General features: G+C 35.4%; 14 protein-coding genes. 11 read left to right on the plus strand and 3 right to left on the minus strand.

What is annotated here, in order from left to right; translation table 11 throughout:
- Positions 1-39: 39 nt before the first annotated feature.
- From CXF67_RS13940 to CXF67_RS13955, 4 genes are all read left to right on the plus strand, one after another.
- Positions 40-1,029, plus strand: a complete 990-nt coding sequence (locus tag CXF67_RS13940; protein WP_102089315.1) for a 2-hydroxyacid dehydrogenase — start codon at positions 40-42, stop codon at positions 1,027-1,029.
- Between the two features lie 180 nt (positions 1,030-1,209).
- On the plus strand, positions 1,210-1,581 hold the full coding sequence (locus tag CXF67_RS18300) for a hypothetical protein (RefSeq protein ID WP_180957969.1): 372 nt from the start codon (positions 1,210-1,212) through the stop codon (positions 1,579-1,581).
- Positions 1,582-2,056: 475 nt separating this feature from the next.
- Positions 2,057-2,986 (plus strand): class I SAM-dependent methyltransferase, encoded by a 930-nt coding sequence (locus CXF67_RS13950; protein WP_102089306.1) that lies wholly within the window; start codon positions 2,057-2,059, stop codon positions 2,984-2,986.
- 168 nt (positions 2,987-3,154) lie between these two features.
- Positions 3,155-3,727 carry a GNAT family N-acetyltransferase gene (locus tag CXF67_RS13955; RefSeq protein ID WP_102089307.1) on the plus strand — a complete coding sequence of 191 codons (573 nt, stop codon included), beginning with the start codon at positions 3,155-3,157 and terminating at the stop codon, positions 3,725-3,727.
- A gap of 152 nt (positions 3,728-3,879) precedes the next feature.
- Here the strand turns inward: CXF67_RS13955 and CXF67_RS18875 are convergent, their stop codons facing one another.
- The 3 genes from CXF67_RS18875 to CXF67_RS13965 form a co-directional block, all read right to left on the minus strand.
- Complete coding sequence (locus CXF67_RS18875; RefSeq protein WP_257984694.1) at positions 3,880-4,074, minus strand: hypothetical protein; 195 nt, start codon at positions 4,072-4,074, stop codon at positions 3,880-3,882.
- Between the two features lie 10 nt (positions 4,075-4,084).
- Positions 4,085-4,645 (minus strand): SDR family NAD(P)-dependent oxidoreductase, encoded by a 561-nt coding sequence (locus CXF67_RS13960; protein WP_257984695.1) that lies wholly within the window; start codon positions 4,643-4,645, stop codon positions 4,085-4,087.
- A gap of 389 nt (positions 4,646-5,034) precedes the next feature.
- Positions 5,035-8,682: an ExeM/NucH family extracellular endonuclease gene (locus CXF67_RS13965; RefSeq protein WP_102089308.1), complete on the minus strand. Its 3,648-nt coding sequence runs from the start codon at positions 8,680-8,682 to the stop codon at positions 5,035-5,037.
- A 701-nt stretch (positions 8,683-9,383) separates the two neighbouring features.
- On the opposite strand from CXF67_RS13965, the gene CXF67_RS13970 reads away from it, so the two are divergent.
- From CXF67_RS13970 to CXF67_RS14000, 7 genes are all read left to right on the plus strand, one after another.
- On the plus strand, positions 9,384-11,315 hold the full coding sequence (locus CXF67_RS13970) for a peptidylprolyl isomerase (protein WP_102089309.1): 1,932 nt from the start codon (positions 9,384-9,386) through the stop codon (positions 11,313-11,315).
- 79 nt (positions 11,316-11,394) lie between these two features.
- The gene (locus CXF67_RS13975; protein ID WP_257984696.1) at positions 11,395-12,165 is read left to right on the plus strand and encodes a hypothetical protein; all 771 of its coding nucleotides are present in this window, start codon (positions 11,395-11,397) and stop codon (positions 12,163-12,165) included.
- A complete protein-coding gene (locus CXF67_RS13980) occupies positions 12,146-13,588 on the plus strand; it encodes a peptidylprolyl isomerase (RefSeq protein WP_102089316.1) in 1,443 nt (480 codons plus the stop codon). The genes CXF67_RS13975 and CXF67_RS13980 overlap by 20 nt, the downstream gene beginning before the upstream one ends.
- A 1-nt stretch (position 13,589) precedes the next feature.
- Positions 13,590-14,543, plus strand: coding sequence for an AAA family ATPase (locus CXF67_RS13985; RefSeq protein WP_102089311.1), 954 nt, complete (start codon positions 13,590-13,592; stop codon positions 14,541-14,543).
- Between the two features lie 243 nt (positions 14,544-14,786).
- Positions 14,787-17,054 carry an aconitate hydratase gene (locus CXF67_RS13990; protein WP_102089312.1) on the plus strand — a complete coding sequence of 756 codons (2,268 nt, stop codon included), beginning with the start codon at positions 14,787-14,789 and terminating at the stop codon, positions 17,052-17,054.
- A 94-nt stretch (positions 17,055-17,148) separates the two neighbouring features.
- Positions 17,149-17,715: a TlpA family protein disulfide reductase gene (locus CXF67_RS13995; RefSeq protein ID WP_102089313.1), complete on the plus strand. Its 567-nt coding sequence runs from the start codon at positions 17,149-17,151 to the stop codon at positions 17,713-17,715.
- A 47-nt stretch (positions 17,716-17,762) separates the two neighbouring features.
- Positions 17,763-18,248 (plus strand): glutathione peroxidase, encoded by a 486-nt coding sequence (locus CXF67_RS14000; RefSeq protein ID WP_102089314.1) that lies wholly within the window; start codon positions 17,763-17,765, stop codon positions 18,246-18,248.
- Positions 18,249-18,776 lie beyond the last annotated feature (528 nt).

Consider the following 18,776-nt stretch of genomic DNA (forward strand, 5'->3'; position numbering starts at 1 on the left):
TCCAACTCTTTTAGAGTGAGACAGCAATACAATAACGAAATGAAAATAGCAGTATTTAGCACAAAAACGTATGATCAAGATTATTTTGAAAAATATACAGAAGATTACAGCTATAAGGTTTCATTTTTCGAAACGGCTTTAAATAAGGATACGGCTAACCTTAGCATAGGGTTTGAAGCAGTTTGTATTTTCGTTAACGATAACATCGACAAGGAAACAATAAAACGGCTATCTGAAAACGGCGTAAAACTTATTGCTTTGCGCTGCGCTGGTTTTAATAATGTAGATGTGGAAGCAGCAAAAGAGCATGATATCAAGGTAGTTCGGGTGCCTGTCTACTCACCACCAGCTGTGGCCGAACACGCTATGGCACTTATTTTAACCCTTAACCGTAAAACACACAAAGCTTACAATAGAGTGCGGGAAGGTAACTTTTCTTTAAAAAATCTTATCGGCTTTAACCTGTCTGGTAAAACGGTTGGCGTTATGGGAACTGGACAAATTGGGGCGGCCTTTTGTAAAGTTATTAAAGGCTTTGGATGTAAAGTTATCGCTTTTGATATTTTAAAATCTGACGAATTGATCAATTTAGGAGTAGAGTATTTGCCGTTGGACGAGGTCTTTAAACAGTCTGATGTTTTGTCTTTGCATTGCCCTCTTAATGCTCATACACATCATATGATCAATAAAAAATCGATAGCCTTGATGAAAAATGGGGTGATGATCATCAACACAAGTCGGGGAGCCCTCATCAATACTGTGGATGTTATTGAGGGGCTTTCCGATAGGAAAATTGGGTATTTAGGTATTGATGTTTACGAACAAGAAGAAAACTTATTTTTTGAAGACTTGTCTGAAAGCATTATTCAAGATGATCTCATCCTACGATTAAATGGCTTCCCAAATGTTTTGATTACATCGCACCAAGCGTATTTTACAAAAGAAGCTATGGACCAAATCACAATAACAACTCTTGAAAATATAAAAGCTTTTGAAAACCATCTGGAATTAACCAATGAAATTAAATAGTGTTATATATAAAGGAACAGAGTCTACACATAAAGTTTTTACTCGATCTGATATAGCTTTTGTAGCACGACCCTTTTCAATTTCAGTTAATGCTTTTCTAAATTGGCTCTTTTGAAATTCAATAGAAAGTCTTATTTTTATAACTATATCCAAAATTGTAATCACTATCGAAACAATTCTATGTCACTTAAAAGTTTAAATAAAAGACCTGATATTCAAACTGATAGAAAACTCAATACCGCCTATCTTCAGTTTGAAAAGCTCATAGAGGCGTTTAAAAATAAATCTCTTCCAGACTCTATTGTGGATTCCATCAATGTAGGTATTGAAGGCTTAAATTCAATTTCAGACTCTGCAAAAGACTTAAGATCTCAGATAAAAGCCAAGCAATCCAACCTGATTAAGTTACTGGAAAAGGAGATTAAAATTGTACCTAAAAACCACTACCGCACTATGTGGGTGAGTCTTGGAATGGCAGCTATTGGGATTCCAATGGGTGTTGCTTTTGGAGCGATTTTAGGCAATATGGTTTACACCAATTTAAACCTATAATGTCGCAATAAATCATTTCTTTTTTGCCTGCTTTTTATCAAAAATAATTACCGTAACTAAGGCTATGCTAATTATTTTTAACTTCAATTAGTCAAAAAATAATTCAATTTATTTATACGACATTATAAATTTAATTTGGTATTATTTGTCAATTGGTTTGTCAATTGGTTTGCCTATTGGATTAGGGATTGGATTTACTATTGGCACATCCATGGATCAAAAGGCTTTAAAAGAAGGACGGCAACTCGATGTTGAAATTTAAGGTTACCCCACATACTTTTGTCTTTGACTTTTGCAAACACCACGCATACTAAAAGAGTGATAAAAAATGTAATTAATACTTATGCCGATATAAGATTACACTTATATTTGAGCTTTTAAATACCTAATATGGTTTATAATAACACGGTGCAATTCCAACGTCTCATGACTTTATTAATCTGTAGCCATATGTCAGGACTAGATCTTTAAATCTATGCAACAACTTACCAGTTGTCCTATTTGTAATTCCACCTCTATAGGTTTCTTTATTAAAACACAAGCTCAGATGCATTCGGATAAGGAATTGTTCAATTTCGACCAATGCGCTGACTGTCAACTTGTATTCTTAAACCCTAGAGTGCCTTTAGATCAACTTAAAAACTACTATACGTCTCATTATTTACCATACAGAGGAGCAAAGGCTTGGGGGAGGTATGAGCAATTGGTAGAGAACAGTCAGCGAAAGTTAGATGCAAAACGGGTGAAGCGAGTCAAAGAAGCTCACAGCATATCTCCTGAGTCTTTAGTCCTAGATATTGGCTGTGGCAAGCCAAGCTTTTTAAAGGCTTGTCAAAAAGAGTTGAAATGTAATACTATGGGTATCGACTTTAGTGATGAAGGGTGGAAAGAGCAACCAAGTCATTTCGACGGATTAGACTTACAAGTAGCAGAAATTAAAGACTTACCCAGCAGTTTGAAGCCGGATGTCATTACCATGTGGCATTATTTAGAACATGATTATACTCCGCTTGAAAATCTAACTTATCTCAAATCCATTTCGAAACCATCCACAACACTTATTATTGAAATTCCTAATTTTGATTCCACGAGTAGAAAAAAATATGGTGAAAACTGGGCAGGTTGGCATACACCACGTCACATTTCATTATTCTCACCCAACAATATCGAGTTATTACTTCAGAAAAGTGGTTGGAAAGTCACTAAACTAATGGCTTATGGAACTATGAATCATTATCTGCTTTATTGGATGAGCGAGATGGAGCAAAAAGGAATCAAGTGGGATAAAAATATGCAAGATGAATTTTGGGAGTTTATGCGGGGGATGATACTATTTATGCCGAAAAAATGGAAAGAGAAAAAATCTTCTCTTGGAATTATGACAGTCATTGCAACCCCACAATAAAGTCTTAAACCAATTATGTAGCAATAAATTGTTTCTTTTTCGTTCGCTTTTTATCAAAAGTAATTACCGTAACTATACCTATGTTAATTATTTTGGATAAATGTTTATTTTTAAGAAGATATAACAAATTTTTGAACAGACATTTCAATCAAATACACCACAAAGATCATGATTAATGAAACTTACTTTAAACATTTTCCAACCTTAGAAAGTGAAAGACTTTTATTAAGAAAGTTAGAGTTGACAGATGCCTTAGAGATACTATCTATTCGTTCGGATGAAAGTGTTATGGTATATATGGATTCTGAAAGACAATCGACTGTAGAACAGTCTAAGCGATTTATTTCTATGAAGCTAAAAATGTACCAAGAAAACACTGGAATATTTTGGGCTATTATTGAGAAATCAACTAATACATTTGTAGGCGATTTTTCTTTTTTTAAGGTGGACCAGAAAAACTCTAGAGGGGAGGTAGGATATACTTCAAAATCAGAATTCTGGGGAAAGGGCTATATGCAGGAAGCCATGATTTCTATTTTGAGTTTTGGCTTTAGAGAGTTAAAAATTCATAGCTTAGAAGCTCATATCAATCCTGGAAATAATAAATCTCGGGCGATATTAATAAAAATGGGATTTCAAAAAGAAGGCTATTTTAGAGAGAATCATTATTACGATGGAAAGTACTTAGATAGTGAAACTTATTCGCTATTGGCCTCTGAGTTTAAAACTGATAAAAAATAAAAGCTAAATTGGTATAATACTTTAAAAACTAAAGATTAAAAGTGGAAGTATAGTCCAACTTGGCATTGGTGCATTTTTTTAAAAGGGTAAGGTTTCGTTCACGTCAAAGATAAGAAGTTTTGGTGCGGTGTCTATGAATTTGAGTCTTGCGTTTACATCGCTCTGTGATTATTGGTTTGGGTTTTATAAGACTTATAACTTTCTTTTACTTTTTTATCGATCTCTAGTGGGCGATTCAAGTTGGTCTCCACATCTTTCAAGCGTTGCTCACCCCCCAAAATCACTTCGATCTTTTTAAGTAAAAGGCCTTCGATAGATTTTTGAGCTACCAGCTCAGCACTATCCATATTCTTCACGTTAGATGTGGTCATCATATCGGTATCCGTAGCGGTTGGGTAAACCGTCATGCTCTCTGCGCATGGCTTCAGAAAAATGTCTTACGCCAGCTTTGGTAGCAGCATAGACAGAATAAAAGGGTTTGGCGATATAGCCAAGTCCGGAGGATATATTCATCAAACCTCCATCTTTGCTTTTTAGTAAAAGCGGCAAGCTCTTCTTCGTTAGCAAAATTAGCCCCGTAAAGTTGATATTGATTTGATTGACGATGTCGGCATCAGACAAGTCTTGTAGTGCTCCAGCACTTATTACACCAGCATTATTGATCAATAAATCAATATGATCCCATCGTTCGCAAACGGTCTCAATAATACGTTCGACATCTTCGAGTTGAGAAACATCGGCAGTGATGAGGATAAATTCAGCTTGTGGAAAATCAATCTTAAGCTTTTCTAGTTTGTCCTGCCGCCTACCCACTACAGCAAAATATTTTACGCCATGCGAAATTAATTCCTTGATGAGCGCTTTTCCTATACCAGCGCTTCCACCGGTGATAAGCACTTTTTTATGATTCAGATCCATGAGCATCAAGTTTGATGATTATGCCAATTTAAACCTTTAATGTTGTAATAAATTGTTTTAACAAAACGAATTCAGCACATGCCTTTTTCGCTTGCTTTCTATCAAAAATAATCACCGTAACTCAGGCTATGCTTATTATTTTCAACTTCAATAAATCAAAAATAATTCAATTTATTTACACGACATGATACATTTAATTTGATCATAAAGATAAGCGTAAGTTCCAAACCCATTCAGCAATGGTTTGTCTTTCACGTTTATTTAACCTGTTAAGATGTATTGAGACTTTATGTAAAACTTTGTTTTTTAAAAGCATAAGCCTGAAAAATTTAGCATAAAAAAAGCCCTGATCAATTATGATCAGGGCTTTTGAATCAAAAAAAACTAAATTATTTCTTTATGAGACGTTTTATCACGATTTTTTGTTCTCCTTCAATAGTTACAATATAAACTCCGGCAGCAAGTTGCGAAATATCAAACTGTTTTTGAGAAGCCATGTCAGAAAGGTTTATGACTTGCACAGTTTTTCCATTCATATCTTTGATGGTAGCTTGTTGCAAAGCAGAATTATTTTTGTTTAAAAGAGTAACAGCCTCACCAGCAGGATTTGGAAACAAAATGATTCCGTTATCGATAAACATATCGTCTATAGCTAAAGTAGAGCTTACCAAATCTAGACCTACCAACACGGGATCGTGATCTGATGCTCTAAAAGCATTTGCCTCGTAAATAGGAAGCGCACTAGATTCTCTTTGGAATGAAGCTTCTGATGAATCTTGGATATCATCATTATAATCAAAAAGACTTATTTCGTCTGCATTGATGTGCCAAACTGTTGTTCCAGTGATTTGTTCTGCTAAGTTGTCTGTAGCTAAAGCATAATCTAGATTCCCTAACTGTCCATCGAAGACATACCCATAACCATCTGGTCCTTGATAGTCTGCAATAAGATCCGCAAAGTCATCAGTAGTCCCCTCAATATCATCACTTCCAAGAAGAATGTTACTGATGGGATCTTCCTTTTGATAAGAATTCAAATCTCCTATAATTAAGTAATCTGAATCTCCACTATCTGTTGGGTCTGTTGCCAACCAATCTACAAGTGCAGAAGCAGCTTCAGCTCTGGTAAGGTTACAATTACCCGCACCATCATTTAGATCTTGATCTCCAGAACACGAAGAACCTTTTGATTTTAAGTGATTGACTACTATGGTAAGAACACCTTCTGTAGAAATCTCGTTAAAGGTTTGCGCTAGCGCAGGACGGTTTTTGTTATCATTAAAACGTGGATCTACAGAAGCATCTAGAATAGCAGGTGTACCCTCTAAACTGACAGTTGCTGTATTATAAATAAAGGCTACAGCAATTTGGTCTGTGCCTATAACTCCAGCATCCACGGCTACATAAGTAGCTCCACATAGGGTATTGATGCCATTAGGACCATTCAACAAATCGTCAAGAGCTGTGGTGCCATTGTTTTCAATTTCAATAAGGCCAACAATGTCTGCATTCAAACCACAAATAGCGGCAGCAATTTTCTCACGCTGGCGATTTAATTCTGCTGTTGAATTCGCACCTCTTTCATTTAAAGTGGTAAAGTAATTTAAGACATTGAAGCTGGCTACTTTTAGGCTTCCTCCTACATCTTCTGGTGAAACTATTCTTGGATTTATACTTGTAAAGTCGTAAGTAAACGTATCTAAAACGGGTCTAATTCTCCAAGCGTTTGTACCATTTTGACCTGCAAAAGACCAATGCATAATTCCCGTGAGATTGCTTATTTGGTCTCCACCACGAATTAAGTTGGTAGTGCTGAGTCCTGGGCGAGGCCAAAAATAGGACTCGTCTGTTGGACCACTAATAGTGCTGTTTTGAATATTGTTGTCATCATCCAAAATAACGCGTGAAGATTCTAATTCTTCAATATAAGCCGCATAGCCAGTTACACTTGGTTCATTAGCATCTGTGTATTGCTTTGCTCTATTATTTGCGGTCAGCACTAATTGGCCATAGCGTGCTAGTTGGAAATAATCACTTACTACCAGCTCTGTTGAGTAGGTGATGAGCATGTTTTCTACACTTTCGTAAGTAGCTTCCATGTTCGTGCCAGCAGGAGCTGGGAGTGTTAATATAGTGGGCGTAGGTATTGTGTTTCCATTACTGATAACACGAATAGCTTCATCTCCAGTAGCCTCTATTTGTGTAGACCCAAAGGACTCTACAACATTTCCAGATACTTCCACGCGATCTCCAACAGTGACATCGACAGGGCAAGTTTGGCAAAACACAAATAAGCCTTCTGAAGTCATCAGGTCTGCATCTACGTCTTCATCTTCTTCCTGAATAAAGAATCCACTTAATTGATTGTTTTCTTGGTAATCTCCAATTACAATAGCATTTACAGAAACATTTGTATTTTCTAATGGACTTGTTCCTGTATTTCCTTGTATCTCGCTGATGAGTACTATAACGGGTTCGACTACTCCACAATCGTTTACCAACCCTGCAGTGTAGGGGGAAGTACACCAAGTGTCATTTAAATTTTCAGAGGTCTCATCATCGCCATTCACGCCGTTTCCAGACCCAGATACTTCGCTGCCCTCCGTTAAATCTTGTCTTTGGTATGAATCTCCATTGCTATGTCCAGAGGCCGATACTAATACTTGATTTGCAAGGGGTGTATCGTTGGCGTATGTACTGCCTAAGTCATCAGCATCTGGACCATCTATACTAACTCCTGTCTTGTCTACCGCTTCATTAGAATCTCCCCAAAGGACATAATCGAGATCGGTAACGAGATCACTTTCACCATCCCAGTAAAAAAGAATTGCTACTTCACCGCTATTGGTTAAACCACCTTGGTTATCTATAGATCCCATAAGTCCTTCTAGCATGTCTGGGATAGTATCTTCGGTTTCACCATCTTCAAAAAGCTCATAGGTTGGAGCAATTCCATAGGTTAAATTGTAGTCTTCAGAACCGCTGATGGCTATTGTTTGATATTCTCCTGCTGCAATACTTGCACCAGTAGGAAAACGAGCTAAGAAGTCTCCAAAGCCACCGCCTCCAGCGTTGGTTCCTGTAACAATATTATAATAATAAGTGTTGTTTCCTGCAAATGTTGCGTCGGTAAGATATATATCTGTTAAGTCTACTGCTGTTGAGTTTGGGTTATAAATTTCTATAAATTCGCCAGCAGTTGGGGTAATGGTGACTTCACTCAACAACAAAGGCAGTAAAGTACTAGTTTCTCCTTTGACGCTGATGTTATCTATTCCAATAGGCTCTGAACCGCTTGGTGAACCACTCCAGCTTAATCGAATACTAACCGAAGCAGCTGATAATCCATTGAATAGGGAAGAAGTATAAGTATCAAAAGCCCCTGTTATTGGATCAGATTTATCCAAAAAGCCTACGGAACTTGAACTACCATCTGTAAACAATTCTAAGGGATCGTTTAAGTCTGGCACAAAACCTCCATCCAATGCGCGATATGTTTTTGAAGTGCTCTCGTTGGTAACCGCTTTAAAAATTTCCTGAAATGCACCTCCGTCAATAGCGGCTTCAATTAAAAAACCATCGCTAGAACCAGCTTCAAAATCGCCAATTGCTGCTAAGTCTATTTCTATAGAACTAAGCGTTGCGGCACCCCAACCAGAAAAGGTCCAAGTGGCGTTGTTGGGTGGGCCTTCTACACCATCTGCATCGTTCAAGGCAAAAAAGCCAGTAGAATTTTGTCCTACAAGACCAGAGGTGTCGTCAGGAAAATTATCTCCCATTCTTGCACCACTTACATCTGCTTCGGTATCATCTGCTACATCAAACGGCATTCCATTGCCGCCAGCCTGGCCATCTACTCGACCAAAGACATCACCTCCAGCTCCTCCTGCCATTCCGTAGTCGGCTACGTTGGCAGAATTGCTAAGGTTTAAGGAGTTGTTATCAAAATCTTCAAACCCTAAAGTCGTTTGTGCATAATTTGTTGTGACACAAAGGAAAAGGGCTAATACATAGTAAAAGGGTAGTTTTCTTTTCATTTTTAATCTTTTAATTTTAGTTGTTTTATTCTGTTAGCGGCAGCTTGTCAATAATACTGCAAGTCCAGTAATTGTTGCCAAAATTATACTTAATTTATAAAAAAACCTCGGAGGTTTTAGAAGGTTAACTTAGTGATAATATTAAAGTGTTTAATAGCACGGCTATAGAAAGAAGGGACAACTTTAAAATATATTTTATCAATGATTATTTTTTGAAAAGGGAGTCGTTCCAAAAACAGGTGATATTGTATCTGGAGTAGTTTAAGAAATGCATTTATTGAAAGTAAAAGTAATACCAATTTAAACCTATAATGTCGCCATAAATTGTTTCTTTTTTACCTGCCTTTTATCAAAAATAATTACCGTATCTAAGGCTATGCTAATTATTTTTAACTTCAATCTATCAAAAAATCTGTGCTGAGCTACGTCGTAGTATAATTTAATTTATTCTTACGACATTTAAAAGCTAAATAGGTATTGTGTAAGCTTTAGTCCGTTTCCATTTTCCTAGTATCAAGGATTCGTCTGCAATTCTTGATTCATCATTATTACGGCTTGAAAAAAACAACTATTAGAATCCTTTTTCTTGCGCCAAAATTTAAATTTGAAGATAAGAGAGAAATAGCTCAAATTTTTATAAAACTTAAATATTGTGCACGCAAGCATTTTTCTTACTTTTGCTTTTAAAATTTTAGAAAATAATGAAACTCCTATTTAATTTTTACCTAGTTTTCATATGCTTTGTTCTTACTGCAAATGCTCAAGATTCAAATGAAGTCTTATTTGAGTTGGATGAAGAATCTTATGAGGTTGGCCCTTTTGTAGAATCTTTCCAAAAGAATTCTGAATTAGTGGCTTCCACAAAAGAAGATTTAGAAGATTACCTCCGACTTTACATTAACTTCCGATTAAAAATAAAATCAGCTTATGACCAAGAACTCGATACCTTAAACTCTTACCAAAAAGAGTTTAGCAAGTATTACAAACAAATCGCAGACAGTTATATTTCAAATGGAAAAGTGACGGAAGCGATGGTGAAAGAAGCCTATGACAGAACTAGAACTGAGGTGAGGGCAAGTCATATTTTACTCAATCTTTCTAAGTATAAGGAAGACACTACTAAGATTTACAATAGGGCCCTAATGCTAATGAAAAGGGCAGAGAATGGTGAAGATTTTGGGATGCTTGCAAAGCAAAATTCGGAAGACCCATCAGCTCAACAAAATGAAGGTAATCTTAATTGGTTCAACACCTTTAAAATGGTTTATGAATTTGAGGATGCAGCTTATAAATTGGATGTTGGTGAAATTTCAAAACCAGTACGGTCAGACTTCGGTTACCATATTATAAAGAAAACAGGAGAGCGGGCTTCAAAAGGTCAACTCAAGACCGCTCACATTATGGTAGTTAATAAAGATTCTCTACAAGACCCTAAAGAGCAAATCGATAAAATATATTTGAAGGTGAAAAGTGGGGATGACTTTCATGACCTTGCAAAGCAATATAGCGACGATACTAATACTTCCAGTAAAGGGGGGTATGTGGCCGCATTTGGGATTGGAGGACTTAATTCTAAAACTTACGAGAATAAAGCCTTTCAATTGAAAAATATCGGTGATTATACCGAGCCCTTCCAAACTAAATTCGGTTGGCATATTGTAAAATTAATCGAAGTTGAGCCTATACAATCCTACCAAGACATAAAAGAAGACTTGAAGAAAAGGCTTAAAAGTTCATCAAGGTCAAAATTATTGGTCAGTAAGATTAAAGAAGATCTAGAAGCGCGTTACGAGGTAACTATAAATGAAGTTGCTAGCTCTTATTTCTTGAAAGCATTAGATAGTACATTTGACAAAATGAAGTGGAGGTTCTCACCAGGTGAAAGTTTACCTGAAACTTATGTGATTAAAGTGGAAGACAAGGAGGTTGATTTCAAAACCTTTGGAGAATACTTAGAAAGACAACAAAGAAGCCTGTCTAAATTACCAGAACACAAAATAGTTATTGAGAATGCGCTAAATGATCTGGTTTATAATGAGCTTTTAGCCCATCATAAAACTCAATTGGTTGAAATAGATCAGGATTTTGCTAACAGAATAGAGGAATATAAAAACGGAATTCTGATTTTTGATTATATGTCTACTAATGTTTGGGAACCCATCTCAAAAGATACACTCTTACAACGCGACTATTATACATCAAATCAAGATGAATTTGTCGCAGACTCTAAAATAGAAGGTCAACTGTACACGTCTGCTTCTAAATCCTCAATTAAAGAGGTAAGATCCAGATTAAAGGAAAAAATGACATTAGATACTATTTCTATACAATTGCCTGATGATGTGATTTTAGAACAGGTCTCTATCCCTAAGTCTTCATCCAAGATACCTAAAGCTTTTAAATTTAAAGAAGGTGTGAGTAAGATTTACAAACACTTGGACCAATATTTGATTATGAATGCTATTGAAATAAAGCCTTCTTTTATACCTGAATTTAATAAAGTGAGTGGCAAAATAATAAGTAGTCTTCAAGAAAAACGTGAAGAACAACTCATATTCAATTTGAGAGATCAATATACGATAAAGATCAACAAAGACATTTTAGAAAAACTAAAGCTAAAGTTTGAAAAGTAAACTATTTTTTTATCTGATTATTAGTTCTGTTATAACTAGTTCATGCACTTTCTTTGGCAAGGAAGAAAATACAACTAATGTGGCAAGAGTAAATAATCATTATCTGTATCGCAAAGAACTCTCCGAGCATATATCAAATAATCTTTCTAAAATAGATAGTACTGTAGCTGCTAGGAATTATATTCAAAATTGGGCTAGGGATAAGTTGTTTTTAGATAGAGCCAAATTGAATTTACCCCAAGAGCAACAATCCTATTTCAGGGACTTGTCCAAAAAGTATGAAGAGCAATTGTTTAAAAAAGCATATAAGGATGCGCTTATTGAAAAACAGTTAAAGGTTCAAATTGATTCCTCAGAAATTGCTTTGTACTATCAAGATAACAAATCCAATTTCAAATTGAATGAAGATCTAGTTCAATTAAAATACCTTCAATTGGATAAAAAAATGAAATCTTTGCGTGACATAAAACGTGAATTTGTACGTTTTAATGCTGAAGATATGCTATCATTGCAGGAGAAATCTTTGGAATTCAAATCTTTATCTTTAAATGATTCCATCTGGGTTCGCGTCTCCGATGTAGTGAAAGAATTTGAAGAAAACAAAGGTATACAGCTGGAAAAGTCTGAAATATCAAAAGTCAATAGTTTTTTGGAATTTGAAAATGAAAGTGATGTGTTTTACTTTTATACCAAAGACTTTTTAAAGCGTAATGATCAAGCCCCTTTAAGCTATGTAAGACCAACTATTGAGCAGATTTTGCTCAACAAGAAAAAAATAAATATTTCAAAAATAATTGACAAAGAGATTACAAAAGATGCCACAAAAAATAATGAATTTGAAGTCTATTAATTTAAAAGCTATCGCATTTTCAGGACTGTTGTTCTTTAGTTTTATCACTATAGCTCAAGTAACTATAGATGACGAAGACAACTTGCTAAAAGAGTCAGATTTTAGCCCTGAAGTTTTGAAAGCAACTACAATGACTAAAGATGGTCGTTTAAAAATTGACGGGGTTGCTGCTGTTGTTGGAGATTATTTGGTTTTAGAAAGTGATATTTCTAAAGCATATATAGATATGAAAAACCAACAAGTTGGTGAAATCACCTATTGTGATGTCGCCGAAACTATTCTTGAGAATAAGCTTTTTGCTCATCATGCTGTCCAAGACAGTCTGCCTTTCAATCCTTCTCGTGTAGAAAGTTTTACAGATCAGCAGATAGATCAATTTGTACGACAAGTCGGAAGTATGGATAAGTTATTAGAATTCTATAAAATCGATTCTGAAAGTGAGCTAAGAGATCAGCTTAACGAAATCAACACCCAAAGAATGCTTGCTGAAGAAATGCAAGGATCGATTGTAGACGAGGTTGAAATAACCCCTGAAGAGACAAGAGATTTTTTCGAGGCTATTCCAAAAGATGAAATTCCATTGATAAATGATGAGGTAGAGCTTGCTCAAATTATAGTAAGACCAGAAGTAGGTGGAAAAGAGCAACAAGCTGTCATCGATAAATTGAATTATTATAGAGATGACGTCATTGCTGGCGGAAGTTTTGCGACCAAGGCTGTTTTGTATTCCGAAGATAGAGGATCAAGAAGCCAGGGAGGTAAAATCACACTTACTAGAGAAGATAATTTCGTAAAAGAATTTAAAGATGCTGCATTCAGTTTACAAGAAGGTGAGGTGAGTAGACCTTTTGAAACCGAATTTGGATGGCACATTCTTACTGTAGAAAAAATTAGAGGTCAGCAAGTAGATGTTAGGCATATTTTATTATATCCTGAAATTAGTTCTGAAGCTATTCAAAAAGCTAAAGATGAAATTGAATTGGTTAGAAAAAAAATAGTTAATGGAGAGGTTGACTTTAAAGAAGCTGCAAGAGAAGTATCTGATGAAATGGAGACGAGAGAAAGTGGAGGTCAATTGATTAATAATGCCACTGGAGATAGGCGTTTTGAGTTGACTAAGATAGACCCTACACTTTACAGCCAAGTCATAGATCTGAAAGAAAATGAAGTGTCCCTAGTTATTAAAGATTCTGAGCCTAGAACAGCTAAAATCTTTTTCAAGGTCATTACACTCACGAAAAAGATTCCTGAGCACATAGCTGAATTTAGTAAAGATTACACAAAAATTCGAGAGCTTGCTTTACAGCAGAAAAAGTTAACACAAATAAAAGAGTGGAAAGCTGAAAAGGTTACAGATACCTACGTTAAAATAAACGGAGATTACAAAGTTTGTAAATTTGCAAAATCTTGGATAAAACAATAATATGTCTGATGTTCAGGAATTAGATGACTTTGTAAAAAAGTATGTGGCTTTAAAGTCTGAAATTGCCAAGGTAATTGTAGGGCAAGATAAAGTTGTAGATACTTTATTAATATCCATTTTTTCTGGAGGACATTCTCTTTTGGTGGGGGTGCCCGGCCTAGCGAAAACACTTATTGTCAATACCATCTCTCAAGCATTGGGCCTAGACTTTAAGAGAGTTCAATTCACTCCAGATTTAATGCCAAGTGATATAATTGGTTCTGAAATTTTAGACGAAAATAGAAAGTTCAAATTTTTGAAAGGACCTGTTTTTACAAATATGTTACTGGCAGATGAAATTAACAGGACTCCACCAAAAACCCAAGCCGCCTTACTAGAAGCTATGCAAGAAAAAGCAGTAACCGTCGGTGGAAAGAATTATAAGCTCTCTAAACCTTATTTTGTACTTGCCACCCAAAATCCTATTGAGCAGGAAGGGACCTATCCACTACCAGAAGCCCAATTGGATAGGTTTATGTTCGAGGTTAATCTTACTTATCCTAGTTACCAAGAAGAAGTGGATGTTGTCAAGGCGACAACTCAAAATTACAATGCTCAGGTCGATTCAGTTTTTAGTGCAACAGAAATTATTGAGATTCAACACTTAATTAGAAAAATGCCAATTGCAGATAACGTGATTGAGTATGCTGTAACTTTAGTTGGTAAAACTAGACCCAATACAGAGCTGTCATCAGAGTTTATCAATACGTATGTAGATTGGGGGGCAGGACCAAGAGCTTCTCAAAACCTCGTGCTTGCCGGAAAAACTCATGCGGCATCCAAAGGTAAGTATTCACCTGATATTGAAGATATACAAGCTGTTGCAACATCAATATTGAGGCATAGAGTCGTAAGGAATTACAAAGCAGAAGCAGAAAATATATCGATTGAAGCTGTTATAGATCGATTGCTCTAAGTTTTATTTATAATCAACCTAAATTATTGAGGTTTTATTTCTTATTGAGATTTTATTTTTTTTTAGATCTACTTCAAATTATCATTTTATCATTTATTATTTGAAAAAATTGTAAATACCATAATTATAATTACTATAATTGATGTAGATATAAATTATAGTTAGAAATTTTGCTATTATCTTACATATTTTCTAAAGTCAATTGAAATCACTATTTTTGCAATCCTAAATAAAATATATACCATGGCTTTTGATATTGATATGATAAAGAAAGTGTATAGCCAAATGCCTGAAAGAGTTGAAAAAGCTCGAAAAGTAGTTGGTAGACCACTCACACTTTCAGAAAAAATCCTTTATTCCCATTTATGGGAAAACACACCAAGTATAAAACTTAATAGAGGTAAAGATTACGTAAATTTTACTCCAGACCGCATCGCTTGTCAAGATGCAACGGCACAGATGGCTTTATTACAATTTATGCAAGCTGGAAAAGAAAATGTAGCCGTTCCTACAACGGTACACTGCGATCACTTGATCCAAGCTAAACAAGGCGCTGCTAAAGACTTGAAAAGAGCCAATGACGCTAGTAGTGAGGTTTTTGATTTTTTGGAATCTGTATCAAGTAAATATGGTATTGGATTTTGGAAACCAGGAGCAGGAATTATACATCAAGTTGTTTTAGAAAATTATGCTTTTCCAGGAGGAATGATGATAGGAACCGATTCACATACAGTAAATGCTGGTGGTCTCGGAATGGTAGCTATAGGAGTAGGTGGAGCAGATGCTGTAGACGTTATGGCAGGAATGCCTTGGGAGCTTAAATTTCCTAAGTTAATCGGTGTTAAGTTGACTGGTGGACCAAAAGGGTGGACTGCTGCCAAAGATGTAATCTTGAAAGTGGCACAAATATTAACTGTAAAAGGAGGGACAGGTTGTATCGTCGAATACTTTGGCGAAGGTGCTAAAAACCTTTCTTGTACAGGAAAAGGAACTATTTGTAATATGGGAGCAGAAATAGGAGCGACCACATCTACATTTGGTTACGATGATTCTATGGAACGTTTTTTAAGAGCGACAGATAGAAATGAAATTGCAGATGAAGCCAATAAAATAAGAGAACACCTTACAGGAGATGCTGAGGTTTATGACAATCCAGAAGAGTATTTTGATCAAGTTATTGAAATTGATTTAACTACCTTAATGCCGCATTTAAATGGTCCTTTTACTCCAGATTTAGCCACTCCCGTTGGAGAGCTAGGGGCAAAAGCTAAAGAAAATGGTTGGCCAATAAAAGTGGATTGGGGATTAATTGGGTCTTGTACTAACTCTTCTTACGAAGATTTAACTAGAGCAGCCTCTATCGCTAAGCAGGCTGTGGATAAAAAACTAATTCCGAAATCTGATTTTGGTATCAATCCAGGTTCAGAGCAAATTCGATTTACTGCAGAACGTGACGGACTTCTTAAAGTTTTTGAAGATTTGGGAGCGACTATATTTACTAATGCCTGTGGACCCTGTATTGGGCAATGGGATAGAAGTGACAGAAAAGGGGATGAGAAGAATACAATTGTGCATTCTTTTAATAGAAACTTTTCGAAACGAGCGGACGGTAATCCAAATACGCATGCTTTTGTAGGGTCTCCAGAAATGGTAGCAGCCATAGCAATTTCTGGTCGTTTGGATTTTGATCCCATGAACGATACCCTCATCAATGAAGATGGTGAAGAAGTGAAATTGGATCCGCCCCAAGGAATAGAATTACCTGAACTAGGTTTTGCGGTCCAAAACAATGGGTATTTGAAGCCAAAAAAGGATGGAAGTTCTATCGATGTAACAGTTGATCCTAACTCCAATAGAATTCAATTATTAGATCCGTTTGATCCTTGGGATGGTAAAAATCTTATAGGAGCTAAATTGCTAATAAAAGCACATGGTAAGTGTACAACAGATCATATTTCTATGGCTGGTCCTTGGTTGAAGTTTAGAGGGCACTTAGATAATATTTCAGACAACTGCTTAATAGGTGCAGTGAATGCTTTCAATATGAAGACTAACTTTGTGAAAAGTCAGTTGGATGGAAAACAGGATGCTGTTCCCAAAACACAAAGAGCTTATAAAGTTAAGGGTATACAAACGGTAGTCGTAGGAGACCATAACTATGGAGAAGGGTCTTCACGTGAACACGCAGCTATGGAGCCAAGACATCTTGGTGTAAGAGTTGTTTTGGTGAAATCTTTTGCAAGAATTCATGAAACGAACCTGAAAAAGCAAGGTATGTTAGGAATTACTTTCGATAACGAAAGTGACTATGACTTGATTCAAGAAGATGATACGTTTAATTTTGTAGATCTTAAAGACTTTGCAGAAGGCAAATCTTTAATTATTGAAGTTGTTCATGCTGATGGGTCGAAAGACATTATCAAAGCAAATCATACTTATAATGAAACTCAAATTGGATGGTTTAAAGAGGGTTCCGCTCTTAATATGATTAAGAAGCATAATAACGCTTAACACTTATTTCACAATGTTATGTTTAAAGAAGCCATCTTCAATAGATGGCTTCTTAATTTTAAAATTTGTTAGTGCTTTTAGTTAAATATAGATTATGAAATTTTTTAAAAAACAGTGGAGTAGTCTTCTTTTCGTAGTTGTTGTTGTAGTGCTGATACTTCCATCCACGAGATTTCCAATTCAGATTTTTATTAATAAAATTATAGCTTTCAGTCCTTCTGAAATCAGTCAAGATGAAAGGGAATCTATAAATGATTACGAGTGGTACATCAAAAATGCTAATGGTAAAACAGTAAACTTTGAAAATTCTGAAGATAAAATTATACTTTTAAATTATTGGGCAACTTGGTGTGCACCTTGTATCGCGGAGATGCCAGATTTACAAACACTATATGGTGATTATAAAGATAAAATGGACTTCTACTTTGTGACCTCAGATTCAGAGGACCTTGTAAGCCCTTTTTTGAAAAAAAGAAATTTAGATATCCCCATATATTACTTGTTATCCGAGCCTCCTAAAAGTTTACAAAGTCAAAAATTGCCAACAACATTCCTTATAAATCGGGAAGGGGAAATCGTTATGAAAAAAACAGGAGCTGCCAATTGGAATAGCGCCTCTGTAAGAAATACAATTGATAAAATATATTCAAAAAACCTATAAACAAAAGTCTAAGTCAAATAGACTGCAACACATTTAAAATAAAAAATATGAACTCTAGTATACACCAATTTCTAGCCACCGATATAAAAGGCGACACCTTTGAATTTTCAGATCTTAAAGGAAAAAAAGTAATGATTGTAAATACAGCTTCTCAATGTGGACTTACTCCTCAATATGAAAAGTTGCAAGAACTTTATGATACTTATAAAGATTCCAATTTCACTATCATAGGTTTTCCAAGCAATGATTTTATGGGACAAGAGCCCGAAAGTGATTCTGAAATATCAAAATTTTGTGTCGAAAATTATGGTGTAAAATTTAAAATGATGGGAAAGATTAAAATTAAAGGGGATGATAAACATGATGTTTATCAATTTCTAACGGATAAGGAATGGAATAATAAACAAGATAGTTCTGTAGAGTGGAATTTTCAAAAATATCTTTTAAATGGGAACGGTGAGCTTGAAAAAGTAATTTCTCCAAAAACATCTCCAATGGATGAAGAAATTGTGAATTGGATAAAACAAGATTAGAGCTTAAATGGCTTCTCCAATTCATTTGTAGAAGCCATTCTCACTTGGGGTTATGGCAGAACCTACTCTTAAGTAGACCTCCTTTTGTTGGACCAGTAAAAATCGGGTCCCTACACCAGCAGCTTATTTAAGGTCTTTAGTTTTAAGTAAATCCCCTTGTCGAATACATCGCCCACACAACCAAAAATGCTAGCCCACAAACCGACTTGAAAACCTGAGTTTATGAGGTGACGCTCTTCACTCTACCTGCGCTGCTATTTGATTCCTACATCAAGCACCAATTTAAACCTATACTGTCACAATAAATAGTTTCTTTTTAATTTCAATCCTTCAAAAAACCTATGCTGAGCTACGTCGTAGTATAATTCAATTTATTTATACAACATTATAAATTTAATTTGGTAATAGATTTTTTTATGAATAAATTTAAAATCAACAAACTTATACTTTTAGAAATATTTTTTTAAAGGCCATAGGATTCACTTTGCATATTTGAGCTGAAATTTAATATATAATACCAAATTAAAC

Source organism: Psychroflexus sp. MES1-P1E (genome assembly GCF_002836055.1).
Classification (GTDB): Bacteria; Bacteroidota; Bacteroidia; order Flavobacteriales; family Flavobacteriaceae; genus Psychroflexus.

Excerpts from the sequence above, each read along its gene's own strand:
- CXF67_RS13940 (WP_102089315.1), top strand. The coding sequence starts at position 40 with ATGAAAATAGCAGTATTTAGCACAAAAACGTATGATCAAGATTATTTT.
- CXF67_RS18300 (WP_180957969.1), top strand. The coding sequence starts at position 1,210 with ATGTCACTTAAAAGTTTAAATAAAAGACCTGATATTCAAACTGATAGA.
- CXF67_RS13950 (WP_102089306.1), top strand. The coding sequence starts at position 2,057 with ATGCAACAACTTACCAGTTGTCCTATTTGTAATTCCACCTCTATAGGT.
- CXF67_RS13955 (WP_102089307.1), top strand. The coding sequence starts at position 3,155 with ATGATTAATGAAACTTACTTTAAACATTTTCCAACCTTAGAAAGTGAA.
- CXF67_RS18875 (WP_257984694.1), bottom strand. The coding sequence starts at position 4,074 with ATGGATAGTGCTGAGCTGGTAGCTCAAAAATCTATCGAAGGCCTTTTA.
- CXF67_RS13960 (WP_257984695.1), bottom strand. The coding sequence starts at position 4,645 with ATGGATCTGAATCATAAAAAAGTGCTTATCACCGGTGGAAGCGCTGGT.
- CXF67_RS13965 (WP_102089308.1), bottom strand. The coding sequence starts at position 8,682 with ATGAAAAGAAAACTACCCTTTTACTATGTATTAGCCCTTTTCCTTTGT.
- CXF67_RS13970 (WP_102089309.1), top strand. The coding sequence starts at position 9,384 with ATGAAACTCCTATTTAATTTTTACCTAGTTTTCATATGCTTTGTTCTT.
- CXF67_RS13980 (WP_102089316.1), top strand. The coding sequence starts at position 12,146 with ATGAATTTGAAGTCTATTAATTTAAAAGCTATCGCATTTTCAGGACTG.
- CXF67_RS13985 (WP_102089311.1), top strand. The coding sequence starts at position 13,590 with ATGTCTGATGTTCAGGAATTAGATGACTTTGTAAAAAAGTATGTGGCT.
- CXF67_RS13990 (WP_102089312.1), top strand. The coding sequence starts at position 14,787 with ATGGCTTTTGATATTGATATGATAAAGAAAGTGTATAGCCAAATGCCT.
- CXF67_RS13995 (WP_102089313.1), top strand. The coding sequence starts at position 17,149 with ATGAAATTTTTTAAAAAACAGTGGAGTAGTCTTCTTTTCGTAGTTGTT.
- CXF67_RS14000 (WP_102089314.1), top strand. The coding sequence starts at position 17,763 with ATGAACTCTAGTATACACCAATTTCTAGCCACCGATATAAAAGGCGAC.